This is a genomic window from Luteolibacter sp., assembly GCF_058122085.1.
Window position 1 is genome coordinate 17389 of record NZ_JBIKBQ010000032.1, and the last position, 15282, is coordinate 32670.

The following is a 15282-nucleotide window of genomic DNA, read 5'->3' on the forward strand; positions in this document are numbered from 1 at the left end:
AATGGAAGTTAGTGAAGGAAAAGATAGAGCACGCACAACAGCGCGAACAGCAGGAGCGCCACCACCCGCGGGTCGGTCAAGCCGGTGATGCGGGTTTCCGTGACGGCCTTCAGCGGGCTGCCCCAGCAGGCGTTTTCGAGTTGTCCCGGCGAGGGCGGCGCGCTGGTCAGGCTCACCACGACGTAGGTCACGATGCAAAGCGCGCAGAGGATCGGCCCGGCGAGCATGAATGGAATTCCGAGGCCCTGCACCGGGTCGGTCACGAGTCCGGCGAAGCTGACGGCGGGCTTTTCGAGGAAGATCGCGCCGACGCTTTTCATGTCCATGATGAAGTAGACCAGGCCCAAGCCGCAGCCGATCGCGAAGGTCGCCAACGCGGCCTTGTTGTTGCCGCGTTTCCAGAAGACTCCCAGGACGAGCACGGTGGTGACCGCGGGGGCGAAGATCATCGGGATCTTGTTGATCGCCTCGAAGATCGTCCCGAATTGGCCGCCCTGCGTGGACCACAGGATCGCAAGCACCATGATGACGCCGGCGCTGATCCGGCCGATCTTGACCTCCTGGGCGTCGCCGAGGTTCGGGTTGATCCGTTTGACGATGTCGACCGAGATCAACGTCGCGCAGCTGTTGAGCGCGGAGGCGATGGTGCTCATGAGGGCGGCGAGCAAGCCGGCCGTTAGGAAGCCCTTGAAACCCACGGGAACCAGGAGGTTGATCATGTTCGGCAAGGTGGTGTTATAGTCCGGGGTGCCGTCGGGAAGCGTGGCCAGCGACATCGCGCCATTCTTGATCAGGACCGAAGCGATCACGCCCGGCAGGACCATGAGGAAAAGCGGGAGGATTTTCAGGAATCCGGCGAATAGCGCGCCGTTCTGGCCGTCGCGCTCGCTGCGGGATCCGAGGACGCGTTGCACGATGGTCTGGTCCGAGCACCAATACCAGATGCCCAAGACCGGATAGCCGAGCAGGATGGCGAGCCATGAGTAGGGATTGAGGTGGCCCTTGGCGTCGAAGATCGAGTGGATCATGCTCATCTGGTTTGGCTCGAGTTGCGCCTTGAAATCCGCATAGCTGTGGACCTTGACCTCGGGAAGATAGAGGATTCCAAGCACGGTGATGAGCACCGCGCCGCCCAGCAGCAGGAAGGTCTGGATCGTCTCGGTGACGACCACCGCCTTGAGGCCGCCGAGCACGGTGTAGATCACGGTGACGACCGAAATGATCAGGATCGACCAGATCACCGGGATGCCGAGGAACGCTTCAAACAGCTTGGCTCCGGCGAAGAGGCTGATCCCGATGTGGATTAGCAAGGCGCCGAAAATCGCGATCGCCGCCAGAAAGGTGCGGGCGGTCGGGCTGTAGCGCCGCTCGAGGAACTCCGGCAGGGTCGTGATCCCGCTGCGGAAATAGAAGGGCGCGAAGAACAGCGCGAGGGCGATCAGGCAGAACGACGCCATCCACTCGAAATTGCCCATCACGAGGCCGATGCTGGAGCCGGCCGCGGCCAGACCGACGAGGTGGATCGTCGAGATGTTCGAGGCGAACATGGCGGAGCCGATGGAGAACCAGCCGAGCGATTTGCCGGCGAGGAAATACTCCTCGCTGGTGGTTTTTTTCCGATATCCTGTGAAGATGCCGATGGCGGTGATGCCGACCAGATAGATGGCGATGATGACCAGATCGAGTGTGGAGATGTTCATGGAGTGGATTATGGGTTTTGGCCCGACCCGCGTGCTGCGGGCGGAAGCCAGACCGCGAAATTTGTCTTAGTCCGGCTTGCTTGGCATGCAACCAAATTGCGGTGAATCAGTCCAAATTGCGAACACCTCCCGCATGCTCCTCGGTGGCGGCGAGGCGGGCTTGCTCGCGGTATTGACGAGGGCTCATGCCGAAATGCGCCCGGAAGGTCCGGAACAAGTGGTTCGGCCGGGTGTAGCCGGTTTTCACCGCGATGTCGGTGACGCTGTCCTCGCTGCTCGTGAGTCGTTGGGCCACCGCCCTGAGCCGGGTGCTGGCCAACTCCTGGTTGACCCCGCGGCCGAGTTCGCGGCGGAACGCCTTTTCGAGCACCCGGCGGTTGACGCCGACCGCGGCGGCGACGTCATCCACCGACAGGGCGCTCGTCGCGAACTGGTCCCAGATGAAGCGCAGCGCGCGGGCGACCTTGAGGTCCCCCACGGCCAGGATGTCGGTGCTGCGGCGGGCGGCGATGCCCTTGGGCGGCACCCGCTTGAGTTCGGCCGGCGGCTGGCCGCCGTCCATCAGGTGGTCGAGCAAGGCGGCCGCTTCGTAGGCCAACCCCTCCAGATCGTGGCGCACGCTGGAGAGCGGCGTGTTGATTGACTCGCAGAGCATCGCGTCGTTGTCCACGCCGAGCACGGCGACCTGGTCGGGCACCACGATGCCGGCCTGGTCGCAGGCGGCGATGATGTCGGCGGCCACGCAATCGTTGTAGCAAAACACGGCGAGCGGTTTCGGCAGTCGGGCGAGTTCCTCCGAGACGATCCGGCGCCGTGCCGCCCAGTCCTGGGAGCCGTTAGGGCCGATCTCCCAATGGCGGGTCGGCAGTTCCCACATCGACGCGCCGGCCTCGCTCAAGCCTTGGTGGAAGCCGTCCCGCCGTTCGCGGTTCGGCACGTCGTTCTGGAACGGCACCCACAGGAAGTGGCGGAATCCGCGCTCGACAAAATGCCCGGCGGCCAAGCGGCCGATCAGGTGATTGTCGGCCTCCACCCGCGGTAGGTCGATGTCGGCGCGGACCAGCGAGATTTCCACCGCGGGGGCCGGGTTGGCCAGGATGAACTCGGCCAGGTCGTTGCGGTTCCCGATGAACGAGAGGATTCCGTCGCCCTGCCAGCCGTGGGGCAGGCTGGCCGTGTAGATCATGTCGGTCACCAAGTGCCAGCCGTGTTCGCGCGCGTATCGCGCGGCCCCGATGTAGAACCCGTGGTGGGTGTCGGTCAGCGCCAAAAGCACGGATTTCTGTTTCTTGGACACGGCCGGTTCGGTCTTCAGGGTTGCGGGCCAAAGGCTGGCAGAATGTGGTCGGGCATCGGCGGAGAATTTGGCGTGGTCACGATGCAGCCCCCCTGTGGACGGCGCAAGACTCATTCCATGGTCTGTTGCGGCGGAAAAATTCAAATTTTGAATGCTGGTCTTGGATTGTCACGTAGGTCGTGCGACCAACTCCGAAAAATCTCCCGCGCATGACCCGAACTCTGTCTCGCCTGTTTCCACTTGCGGCGGCCCTGCTGGCCGTCCAAACGCCCGTCGCCGCGGCGAGCCCGACCACGCTCCCGCTTGGCGGAGCCTGGAAATTCCAGCTTGATGCCAAAGGCGCGGGACTCGCGGAAAAATGGTTCAGCCGGAGTTTGGAGGACAGCATCCAACTGCCCGGCACCACCGATGAAAACAAGAATGGAATTCTGTTGGACGAGCGGCCGACGGACCGCTTGGTGCGGGTTTGGTCCTGGATCGGGCCGGCGTGGTATCAACGCGAGGTGACGGTTCCGGATGCCTGGGCGGGCAAGCGGGTGACCTTGTTTTTCGAGCGCACCAAGAACAGCCGGGTGTGGGTGGGTGAAACGTTTTGCGGCCGCGAGGACACGCTGAGCGCGCCGCAGGTAAGGCGATGAAGCCCGGCAAACACACCGTCACGCTGCTGATCGACAACGCGAAGCTGCCGCCGGTCGGCCCGGCCCACGCGGTGGACGAGCGCACGCAAACCAACTGGAACGGCATCGTTGGCCGGATGGAACTGCGCGCCACCGACCCGGTGTGGATCGACGACGTCCAGATCTATCCGGACGCCGCGAACCGCCGCGCCCGCGTGCGGGTAGTGGTGGGGAACACGACGGGCAAGCCTGCCAAGGGCACGATGTCCGTGGGCTGCGAGAGCTACAACATCGCCAAGCCGGCCGCTTTCAGAAATCAATCGTTAGAGGTGGAGGCGGCCGGCCGGGAGACCGTCGTCGAATTCACCTACGAGCCGGGACAAGAGGTTCCGCTGTGGGACGGGTTTCAGCCCGCGCTGCTGCGGCTGGATTTGAAGCTGGAAGTCACGGCGGGTGAGGCGGCCTTTCACAACATCGACAAGATCGACGTTGAGAGCACGGAAAAGAAGGTCTCCCTCTACGACTACGCGAAGCGGGAAGGGGAGTTGATTTTCTAACATTTCGGCAACCATCCGTCGTTTGTCATGTTCACGCTGGGCAACGAGCTGGGCCGCAACGAGGGCATGTTCGAAATGGTCGCCCATTTCAAAAAAACCGATCCGCGGCGTCTCCACGCCCAAGGAGCTAACAACAATCACCGGGATCCGAGCCTCGCGGAGGGCGACGATTTCTGGATCACCGGCAAGGTCGGGAATGACACCAAGCCGGTGCGCGGATCGTTCTCGCTGTTCGATTTCCCGAACGCCCATATCGAGTCGATGCCGCCCTCGACGCTGTTTGATTTCAGCAAGTCGATCGAAGGCGTGCCGGTGCCGGTGATCGGCCACGAAACCGGCCAGTTCCAGGTCTATCCGGACTTCCGCGACATCCCGAAATTCACCGGCGTGCTGCGGGCGCGCAATTACGAGATCTTCCGCGAGCGGTTGGAAAAGGCCGGCATGCTTGACCAGGCGCAGGACTTCGTCCGGGCCTCCGGCGCGCTGGCCGCCATCTGTTACCGCGAGGACATCGAGGCCGCGCTCAGGACGCCGGAATTCGGCGGATTCCAGTTTCTCGACATCATGGATTTCCCGGGCCAGGGCACCGCGCTCGTCGGCATGCTCAACGTCTTCATGGAATCCAAGGGCGTCATCGACCCCAAGGACTGGCGCGAGTTTTGCAGCGAGACGGTGCCGTTGATCCGGATGGGAAAATACACGTGGACTAGCGATGAAACGTTCAGCGGCCGGGTGCGGGTCGCCCACTACGGCGCGGCCGGGATGAATGACGCGGTGGTCAGCGCGACGCTTTCTAACGGTGATGGCGGTGAGGTGGCCCGGTTCTCGTTTCCACCAACCACCCTCCGGCAGGGCGGCGTCACGGACGTCGGCGAATACCGCTTGCCGCTCAATTCCACCGGAATCGTCGCGCCGCAAAAACTCACCCTCACGCTCGCCGTCCAAGGAACCAGCCACCGCAACCGCTACCCGGTCTGGGTCTATCCGCCGAAGGCTGATACCGCGGTGCCGGCGGGCGTGATGGTCACCGACAGCTTCGCCGCGACGAAAAAGCGGGAGCACCTCGCGAGCGGCGGCAAGGTCCTGCTGTTTCCGAAACACGACAAACTGCCGCACAGCGTGCCCGCCAGCTTCTTCACAGTCTGCTTCGTTACATGGAATCGCCGGATTTCGCGCCACGCATCGAGCTGGAGACAGGTTTGTTGGAAAGGCTTCTGCCCGAGTGAGCGGGTTTTCACATGGCGATTCCCGGAACCGTTGCAAATTCCACCCATGAGTCCGATTCGTGAAAAGAACCGAATTTACGTGATTTGGTAGCTGGCAATCGTCGATCCGCTCCGTAACGTCCCGTCGTGCTTATGCAACCCGCCATCCTGTCATGCATTCTCTGATTTTCGCCCGGCCCGCTCTCGCAATTCTTGGTTTGACCCTCATGAACGCCCACTCCGCACCACTCGATCTACCCGTCCCCGCGCGGGGTTTCGTCAGCATCAAGCCCGCTAAAAACTGGGAGGAAGGGCTCATCACCGCGAACGGCACCCTTGCCATCAACGCGCTGAGCCGCCCGCTCGACGAGCGCATCATCTTCAATCACGAGCGACTGTTCATGCCCATGGGCGAACCGCACGTGCCACCGGACCAGTCCGCCCACCTGCCGGAAATCCGCAAGCTGATCGCCGACGGGAAATACAAGGAGGCCGAGGCCCTGCAGTTCAAGCTCTCCGGCCAGAAGAGTTTCATGTATCCGGATTTCTACGTCCCCGCTTTCGATCTCACCATCGACAGCGAGCCGCAGGGCGAGGTGCGCGACTATGCGCGTTCGGTGAATTTCCAAACCGGCGAGGCCGTCGTCCACTGGGCGGACGACCGCGGCGCCTTCGAGCGCCGGATGTTCGTCTCCCGCAGGGACGGCGTGGCGGTGATCAAGCTAACCGGTCCGAAACCCGGATCCATCAGCTGCAAGTTGAGGCTCGAAGCGCGCGAGCCTAGCGACGAGTTCAATGACGACAGTGACATCGCCAAGAAATCCGAGGCGATGTTCGAGGAGCATTTCGGCGATATCAAAAGCGGGGCTGACGGCGGTTCTCTCACTTTCAGCGCGCGTTTTCTCAAATCCTATCCGCGCAGCATCAAGGCGCTTGAGGGCCGCGCCCGCGTGGTGGCTGCCGGCGGCGGCACCGAGGCCTCGGCCGACGGCACGCTCACCATCAAGGGTGCCGACAGCGTCCTGCTCTTCGTGGACATCCGCCTGCTCATGGACGCCGGGAAATCCGAGCAAGCCGCACTCGAGTCAAAACTCGCCGCCGTTTCCATCGACTACGACACGCTGCTCAAGAACCACGCCGCCCTGCACGGCGCGTTGTTCAACCGCATGAAGCTCGATCTCGGCGGCGGTGCCGACCACCAGAAACCCACCGAGCAGTTGATGGAGGAAAACACCTTCGACAACATCAACCGCGCGTGGTTGGAAAAACAATTCGACGCCGGACGTTACAACATCATCTGTTCCACCGGCGAGTTGCCGCCGAACCTCCAGGGCGTGTGGGGCGGCACCTATGTCCCCGGCTGGGCCAGCGATTACACGCACAACGGCAACGTGCCCTCCGCCATCGCCGCCGACCTGATGGGCAACATGCCCGAACTGATGCTTCCCTACATCGGCTACATCGAGTCGCTGGTGCCGGACATGGAGCTCAATGCCAGGAATTTTTACGGCTGCCGCGGCATCGTGCTGCCATCGCGCACCACCACCCATGGCTATAACAACGCGTTCGCGGAAAGCTTCGCCGGCGGCATGTGGGTGGCCGGAGCCGCGTGGGCCGCCCACTTTTTCTACGACTACTATCTCTATACCGGTGACGAGAAATTCCTCGCGGAGCGTGCGCTGCCGTTTATGGAAAAGGTCGCAGTGTTCTTCGAGGACTTCGTTTATGAAGGACCTGATGGCAAATACATCCTCTCGCCCGCGCAGTCGCCGGAAAACTGGCCCGCCGGGTCCGAATCCCAAGCCACCTTCAACGCTACCATGGACGTCGCCGCCGCCAAGGAGTTGTTAGGTGGTGTCATCGTCGCCTCGCGCAAACTCGGCCGCAATGCCGATAAAATCCCCGTTTGGGAAAGAATGCTGACCAAAATGCCGGATTACTCGGTCGAGGAGAACGGCATCATCAAGGAATGGCTCACGCCCAAGCTCGGCAACAACGACGCCCATCGCCACTCATCGCAGCTCTATCCGCTTTATGATGGCCTGCCCGATGAAATCGCCAACAGCCCGCAGCTTCGCAGCGCGTTCAGGAAGAGCGTGGAGGACAAGCTCGAACGCTATTGGAAAGACAACAAGCGCGGCTTCATGTCCTTCGGCATCGTCCAGCTCGGCCAGGTTTCCGCCAGCCTCGGCCACGGCGAGCTCGTCCATCACTGCCTCAAGCACCTCGTCAACGGCTTCTGGCTCAACAATCTCGCCTCCATGCACAATCGCCGCGCGTTGTTCAACATGGACATCAGCGGCGGCCAGCCATCGGTCATCATCAAGGCGCTCGCCGATTCCTTCCCCGGAAAAGTCCGACTGCTCCCCGCGCTGCCGAAAGCCTGGCCGACCGGCACCATCGAAGGCGTCCTCTGCCGCGGTGCGATCGAGCTGAATCGCCTGCATTGGGATGAAGGCAAGATTGAAGTGGAAATGACCTCCGCCAAAGGCCAGGAAATCACCCTCGTCCTTCCCGGCGAGATCCGCGAAATCAAGGCCGACGGCGCGAAGATCTCGGATGGTGCCAATGCGAAGGAACGCAAGTTCGTTCTCCCGGCAGGCCGCAAGGTTTCGCTGAAGATCACGCTGTGAATCCGGGGGCCTTTGTTACGGCGTGATGACCACGTTTAGGCGGGTGAAGAGTCGGTCGCCGGCGAAGGTCCGCTTGATTTTCACCTCGACCTTGTCGATGCCGGGGCTGGTTCCATAAAAGTTGTCCGACTCGGTGATGACGACATCCGGTCCCGCCACCGCGGTGGTCCAGCGGCTCAGGTCGTTGCCATACTCCACCAGGATGGCGGTCTTGGAGTCGGTATTCGCCGCGTCGCTGCGGCGGTAGGTGTAGGTGAGGTAAGACGGATCGGTGGTGATGTCGCAGGCGGGTGCTTTGGCGGCGTCGTCGTTGCCGGTGGTCGGATCACTGCCGACGACCCACTCGATCCCGGTGGCCAGTCCGCCGCCGTCGAAGTCGAGCGCCATGTTCGTGTCGCTCAAGGTGCCGTTGGAGAAGGTGGCGCTGGCCCAGGAGTCAAATGCGGTGTTGACGGTAATGACCGTTTCATCGGGGAGGGCGGAAGCGGTGTCGAGATTGTTGCCAGCGACGTCCTTGAGAATGGCGGCGGCGTTGATCTTGAGTTGCAGGGTTCCGGCACTGGTCGGAGTGGCCTGCACGGTGAAGACGCCGGGCAATGTTTCGGCGACCGAGCCGATGGTGACGGCGGCGCTGCCCGCGTTGCCGAAGACGGCAGGGGTGACGGTGCCGGCATTCATGTCCTCGCTGAAGGTGACGGTGTAGGTGACCAGGGTGTTGACGGTGATTGGAGCGCCGCTCTTGTCATCGACGATGTTGCTGCCGGCCAGCGTTGGCGGCGTGATGTCAGCGGTGAGGTAACCGTTGGCATCGAGCAAGAGGGAACCAAAGCCGGCCGCCGAGATCTTGGCGAGCTGGGCGGAAGTCAGGCCGGTATTGGTGGTGCCGAATCGAAGCGATGCGCCTGAAACAAACGTGCCGGTGAGGTTCAGCGTGCCGCCGGTCCAGTCGATGGCGCTGCTGTCGGCAAAGGCCAGGGTGGCTCCGGTGCCCAAGTTGATGCTCGCGGTGCTGGTGATGTCCAGCGTTCCGACGGCGTCGGTGAAGGTCGCCGCATCAAGGGTGGCGTTGGCGATCGAAAGCGCGGAGGCGTCGGGCAAGACATGGTTCGCGCCGAACGCCAGCTTGCCGGCGGTGATCGTCGTCGAGCCGGTATACAGGCCGGTGCCGCCGAGTGTCCAAGTGCCGTTGCCCGATTTGGAGAAGTTGCGGAAAACCAAGGGCAGCCCACCTACGATTTCGCCATTGCTGGAGCCTTGAAGGGTGACGTCGTTGGTGGTGCTGCCGCTGCCCGTGAACGTGCTGGTGAACTTCAACAAGCCGCTAGCTCCCGAGGCATCGAGGGTTTTGGTGGCGCCCGTTCCGTTGAACAGGAAATGGATCACGCGGTCGGTGGTTTCGCCAAGGCCGGTGTATTTCAGGACGGCTCCTCCTTGGATGCCCGTGCTGCCGAAGTCGATGGTGCCGTTGGCCACGGTGATCGGCGCGCCGAGGGAACTTGATTCTAACATCGGCGTGCCGCCATTGACACTGTTGAAGGATGAAACGGATACGGTGCCGGCACCCTCGGTGGTTTGCGGTGAGATCGATGTCTTGCCCGTGTAGGTGTTCGAGTTGGAGACCGTGAGGTTGCCGGCGTAGGCTTTGACCAGATTGCCGCCGCCGCTGATCGCTCCGCCAAGGGTCTGGGCGGCGGTGCTGAAGATTCTCAAGGTGGTGCCGCTGGCCATGGATATATCGCCATTGTAGGTGCCGTTGCCCAGGCTGCCGGCGGTGGCGTTGCCGATTTGCAAGATGCCTGCGCTGATGGTGGTGGTGCCGTTATAGGTATTGGCCGCGGAGAGGATCAGGGTGCCGCCGCCGGTTTTGGTGAGACCGGCGACAATGCCTGAGGTGTTGCGGATGATCTGTGAGAGAGTGGCCGTTGAGGCGCCGACCTCGATGGTGCGGGTGGCTCCATTGAGGTCGATTTTGTTGTCGAGAGTAAAGGTGGCTGTATTCGGGCTGGCCGCCGCATCCTGCAGCACCAATGTGGTGGGACTGAAGTAGGTGCTCCCCCAGACGATCTCATTGGCCGCGTTGTCACCGACTCTCCAGTTTTTCGCGACGGCATCGGTCTGTTTGTTGGTGAAGCCGCTGCGGCCGCCGGTGATTTGGATTTGGCCCGATCCCGCGCCGAGAGTGCGGGTCATGTAATACCAAATCGTCGCAGTGCCGCCGTCGAGCTCCAGATTGCTGGCACCGGTGCCGGTTAGTCCGCCGGGAATGTTGTTCGCGTTGGAAAATACGGTTCCAAGCTGGAGGATGCCTCCCGTGACTTTGGTGTTGCCGGTGTAGTTATTGGCATCTTGAGCGGCGCTGAGGATCAGCGCGCCGGTGCCTGACTTGGTGAGGCCGCCGCCACCGCTGATGACGCTGCTCAAGGTGGTGTTGCCAGTGCCATTTGCCGTCAGTGAAAAGCCGCCGTTGTTGACCGCGCCGGATCCCACGGTGAGAAGTCCGCTGGAGTTGTTTGCCCAGGTCTGCTCTCCGCCCAGGGTGACGGGACTGATGATGGATACCGGGCCTGAACCCGTGTTCATGGTGATGCCGCCATTGATCGTTAGCGCCTGGCCCGCCGTGCCGAGCGTGTAGTTGCCGGAGAAGGCGTTGAAAGCGATGATATTGGCCGTCGTCGGGCTGGCGAGGGAGACCGCGCCGCCGGAGCCGCCTTTGCCGAATAAGGCGTCTGATCCGGAAGTCCAGGTCACGTTGCCCGAACCGCTCCACCATTGGTTTGCGCCGAGCCATGCGCCCGCGCCATCGGTTTGGTTGGCCGCACCACCGTTGGCATCCCAGGTGAGGTCGAGGACAAAGGTGACCGTGACTTGGGCGGTCGCGGAATACGACGCGCCACTGGTGGCGGTGATGGTGAAGGGTCCTCCGGGAGTGGTGGCGGTGAAGAGTCCGGTGGAATCGATCGAACCGCCGCCGCTGGTGGACCAGTTGATGGGCGAAGGCTGGCTGGGCAGAAGCGTGCCGAACTGGTCCCGTGCCTCAGCGCTGAATTGGAGGGTGTTGCCGACAGCCAGGCTGCCGGAGCTCGGGGTGATCACCAGGGAATCCGTCGGGAGCACGCGCACGTTGACGGTGCTCGTCGTCGAGAGGTCGCCGGTATCCATGGCGGTTACGGTAAACAGGTAGTCGCCAACCGTGCTGAAGGTGGCGGTGGTGTTTTTCGCTGCGTTGTTTCCGTTGACCGGGAAGACGACGGGGGCCGGTCCCGTGGATTGCCAGGTATAGGTGAGGTCCGGTTCGCCCGCGTCGTCGGTGGCGGTGACGGAGAGACTGGTGCTTGCGCCGCGGATGATTTGATAGGTGGTCGGGCCGTTCGTCTGGGTTTCGCCGGAGGAAGTGCTGGCGGCGACGGTGATGACCGGAAGCTGGTTAGGTGGAGGTCCGCCTGAGGTGCCGATCAGCGAGATGCTGTCCACATACCAACCGGTGCTGGCGGTGCTGGCGTCGGTGGCGATGATCCAGCGGGCGCGGAAGGATTTGTTTGCGAAATTGGCGCTGGTGAGGTTGACAATGGTTTCGACGAACCCGCTGCTGGCGCCGGTCCAGGCCGACAAGCCGTTGAACTCGCTGCGATTGTTAGGGTTTTCCGTGCCAATGGTGGCGGTGTATCCGTTTTGAGCGAAGGCGGCGCCGGAGTTTGCATTCTCGATGGCAAACCAGCTGGCACCATCATCCACTGACAATTCGAGGCGTCCGCCATCCTTCTGGCTGTCCAGACCGTATGAGTGCCAGAACTTGAGCTGGAGGCCGGTGGAGGCCGCGGGAATGGAGATTGCAGGGCTGGTGAGATGTGAAGTGATTTTGACCGCCGGAGCCGAGGCGAAGTAGGAGTTGCTCGGTGTCTGGCTTTGGGCGGTACTGACCTCCCAACTGTGAGTTCCCAGGGTGGCCTGCGATGTCCATCCGGTGACCGAGCCGTCGAAATCCTCACTCCAGAGAGTGGTGGGCACCGCAATCACGGTGAAGGCGGCGGGCAATGTGGAGGTTGCCAGATCCGGATTGGTGGCGACCACGTCCCATGCACCGGAGGCGGCACCGGTGAGGTTGAACTGGCAGCGCAGCGTGTTGCCGATCATCTGGACGGAGGATCCCGCGATGTCCGCGCGGCCCGGCTTCTTCAGTTTGACGGCGGTATTTGATGCAAGCTTGGTGCCGGAAATGTCCACGGTCACGGTGGATCCCGCGTTGCCGCTTGATGGAGAAATGCCCGTCAAGCCGAGCGGCGGGTCGAATGGCTGGACCGTGCCGCTGATAGTGTATTGGCCAAGCGAACCATACACCGTGTAGCCCGACGGGGGACTGACCAGCGGGGTTCCAGCGGCGGAAGGTTTGAGAACCAGGTAATAGGTGCCTGCGGCGGCGACCGTCGTCGAAATGGAAGCTGTTGCCAGGGCGGCTGGATTGCTGGAGGTGATGAGGGTCTGCGAGCTATCATAGAGTTCAAGAATGACGTCGAGGTTGCCGCCCCAAGTATCGGCGTCGCAGCGGTAGGGGTTTGCCGTAAAGGAGATGGCTCCCACCCCCGTGGTGAATGAAAAGACATCCGGATCATTGGTGGTCTCGACAATACCCTTCTGGGAAATCGCGTTGTTTGTGGCGACCACTGCCGTGGCGCCCGCAAAGTTGTCTCCATGGTCGTCGGTCCGGTAAGGAATCCTGCCGCTCATGATTGAAAGGTCGTCCTGCAGCTGATTTGCATTGTAGTATTCTCCTTTGGACCACTGTGAGACGTTTTGGTTGTAGCCGGTGCCCATGATGGGGCCCCAGGATGGGGCGGATGTCGTCGCGACATGTCCGCCGTAATAGGCCTGTGTGGATGTGCCATCATGGGAGAGCCCCATGTTGTGACCCATCTCATGCGAGGCGGCTTCGGCAACGATGGCTTCGTTTCCACCGCCGTTGGTGCTGGTCACCCAGGCAGGCTGATAGGTAGGAGAGTAGGTGGAGTTGCCAAAAACACCGACGTAGGCGATACCACCATAGCCAAAGTGGGGTAGCTGCACCCCGCTGTTGTCGGTGGTTTCACAAATCATCAGCCAGCCGACGAAGTCCTTGTTGCCGGTGTAGTTGTCCGGGTCATAGGCGGTATCCGTGGTCACGTTGACGTCGAAGGGCGCGTAGTCCTCCGCCACCCGTTCATAAATCCGCCGCATCCACGTCTGCTCCGCATCGTTGAAGGTCGTCCTGTCCGTATCCTGGGACCAGACCTTGACATCGTAAGCCGTCGTATTCCAAGCCGTCCCCGAAACGATCCCGCCGTTGAAGTCCAAATAGATGTGCCGGGTCGCTCCGGGCTTGGAGTTGTAGGCGGGAGGAGAGCCGACCGGCACGGGCACGGCGGCATAGGCGACGGGTGGTTCGGTGGTGTCGGCAGGCGCCTCGGTGGTGTTCCCGGTTGCGGTCGGGCTGTCGTTTGTCGCCTCGGGCGCAGCGGGTCCGTGTGAATGACCTTCGCAATTGCCGTGACTGTCAGGGCATACGATGAAGATGCCGCCACCATCGTCCACGCGGAGGTGCTCCGCGGCGTCGAAGGCACTGAAGTCAAACGTGTGCAGCCACTTGATCGCTTTGTCCCTCGCCTGGGGGCTGAGCTTCGGAAGCTGGCTTTGGAGCTTTCCGGCCGGAAGTTCTTCGACGGTAAAGGGGTTTCCTTTGCCAAACGCCTTGCGGGCTGGGGTCTGGGCGAACGCCATTGAAGTGGCGAGGCCCAGACAGGCAACTATGGCAACAGTGGTCGGAAACAAGGGTTTTTTCATGAGGGCGGAACGATGGGAGGATCACAACTCCTGAGTTAGAAGCGGTTCTGACATCGGTCAAGTGAGTGGTTATTGCCCTTCTGCCGCGTCAGCCGGCGGCATCGCTTGCGGGCGGAGACGCAGGGTGATCTTCGAATCGATGGCGGGCAGCTTTTCGCCATCGACCTGCCACATCCGCAGGCTGTCGGCATGTTCATGGATGCCGGGCAGGCAGAGCAGTTCGTCGCCGAAGGTGGCGAGGGAGATGACGTTGCCGCTCTGGTCGCAGAGGTAATTGCGGGGCTCTCCGGCTTTTCCGTCGAGAATGGATCCGGCGAACAGGAAGGTGTGGGTCGGGAATTTCACGGGCTTGGCGCCTTCGCCGGGTGCGGTGCGGCCGGTTTCGTTTTCCGTGTCGGCCGAGGTGATGAAATCGCTGATCGGGTGCTCCGCGTCCTTGCCGTTCGCATCCTTGAAGACGAGGAAAACGCCCACCGCGCTGCCCTTGGGCGGGATTGAAATGAACCGCGTGCCTTCGGGATCGAGCGCCTTCTGCATCGCTGGATTGCCCGGTTTGGAGCGCAACAACAGCAGCGCGGTGTGAATGTGGCTGGGCTTGGCTTCGACCGCGATGATCGCCTCGTGCTCCTTGGTGTTCTTGGTGCAGGCGATCAGTTCGAGCATGCCCTCCGTCAGGCAGACGCGGGCATCGACGTCCACAGACCACTGCTCGACGTTGATTTTCACGCCCGGCATGGCCAGTTTTTCGAGCGCGGCTTTCAGTTCGGGTGACAGCTTTGCCGCCGCTTCCGACTTGGGTGTATTCGCACCCGGCAAAGCTCCGGGAGTGGGTTTTTCCTCGGCGGACAGGGCGAGCGGGATGGCGAGAAACGCGCAGGTGATGGAGCGGAAGGTCATGCTGGGGAAAAAGCTCTCACGCCTTGAGCGCAAAGGCAAGGCGGCGAAACGGCGGCGTTTCATGGCTAGGGCGCAGGCCGTGAGGATTTGAAGGGATGGCGGGTTTCTGGCTGGATCAAGAAGCCTGTGAAATAAATTGGGGCGCAACGTCTCGCGCGCAAGTCCAAGGTCGGGATTGACGCAAAAGAGCGCTAGATTTTCGCATAACGGCGTCCAAAACATCTTGCCCTGCAAGTCGCCCCCTGCCTTCATCAGGCGTGAGGTTCACCGGTGCACGGATGATGTCGCGGCGATGTCGCAGGCGTCTTTCCTGCCGGAAAGCAGCACGCGATTACGGAGCGTCTCCCATCCCGGGTTAATGGGTTTTCCCGGGATGGGGGCGTCTCCAAGATTGATACGCCGACCGTTCATTTGGACGGGGCGATTTATTTGCTGGTTCGTCCGTGCAAAACTGGAAGAGGATTTTTTTTCGTTAAAATGTTAAAATCGATTGGTGCTGGTTGATCGGGCGATGTTCCGACATCGCCTGTTTGAACAAACGTTTCAAATCAACCAACACCATGAG

At 61.8% G+C, this 15282-nt stretch carries 8 protein-coding genes; 4 read left to right on the plus strand and 4 right to left on the minus strand.

The window, feature by feature from the left end; all coding sequences use genetic code 11:
- Positions 1–8: 8 nt before the first annotated feature.
- Positions 9–1700, minus strand: a complete 1692-nt coding sequence (locus AC4DF4_RS06620; RefSeq protein WP_490047325.1) for a sodium:solute symporter family transporter — start codon at positions 1698–1700, stop codon at positions 9–11.
- A 106-nt stretch (positions 1701–1806) separates the two neighbouring features.
- A complete protein-coding gene (locus tag AC4DF4_RS06625) occupies positions 1807–2997 on the minus strand; it encodes a XylR family transcriptional regulator (RefSeq protein ID WP_490047326.1) in 1191 nt (396 codons plus the stop codon).
- Between the two features lie 209 nt (positions 2998–3206).
- On the opposite strand from AC4DF4_RS06625, the gene AC4DF4_RS06630 reads away from it, so the two are divergent.
- The 4 genes from AC4DF4_RS06630 (at position 3207) to AC4DF4_RS06645 (ending at position 8009) form a co-directional block, all read left to right on the plus strand.
- Positions 3207–3635 (plus strand): hypothetical protein, encoded by a 429-nt coding sequence (locus AC4DF4_RS06630; RefSeq protein WP_490047327.1) that lies wholly within the window; start codon positions 3207–3209, stop codon positions 3633–3635.
- Positions 3632–4171, plus strand: coding sequence for a hypothetical protein (locus AC4DF4_RS06635; RefSeq protein WP_490047328.1), 540 nt, complete (start codon positions 3632–3634; stop codon positions 4169–4171). Before AC4DF4_RS06630 ends, AC4DF4_RS06635 begins: the two co-directional genes overlap by 4 nt.
- Before the next feature lie 27 nt (positions 4172–4198).
- Complete coding sequence (locus AC4DF4_RS06640; RefSeq protein ID WP_490047329.1) at positions 4199–5488, plus strand: DUF8488 domain-containing protein; 1290 nt, start codon at positions 4199–4201, stop codon at positions 5486–5488.
- A gap of 115 nt (positions 5489–5603) precedes the next feature.
- Entirely contained in the window at positions 5604–8009 is a 2406-nt protein-coding gene (locus AC4DF4_RS06645) for a glycosyl hydrolase family 95 catalytic domain-containing protein (protein ID WP_490047330.1), read from the plus strand.
- Between the two features lie 15 nt (positions 8010–8024).
- Here AC4DF4_RS06645 and AC4DF4_RS06650 read toward each other — a convergent pair whose 3' ends face one another.
- Together AC4DF4_RS06650 and AC4DF4_RS06655 are read right to left on the minus strand one after the other, a co-directional pair.
- Positions 8025–13820 (minus strand): autotransporter-associated beta strand repeat-containing protein, encoded by a 5796-nt coding sequence (locus AC4DF4_RS06650; protein ID WP_490047331.1) that lies wholly within the window; start codon positions 13818–13820, stop codon positions 8025–8027.
- A gap of 69 nt (positions 13821–13889) precedes the next feature.
- Positions 13890–14717, minus strand: coding sequence for a YdjY domain-containing protein (locus AC4DF4_RS06655; RefSeq protein ID WP_490047332.1), 828 nt, complete (start codon positions 14715–14717; stop codon positions 13890–13892).
- Positions 14718–15282 lie beyond the last annotated feature (565 nt).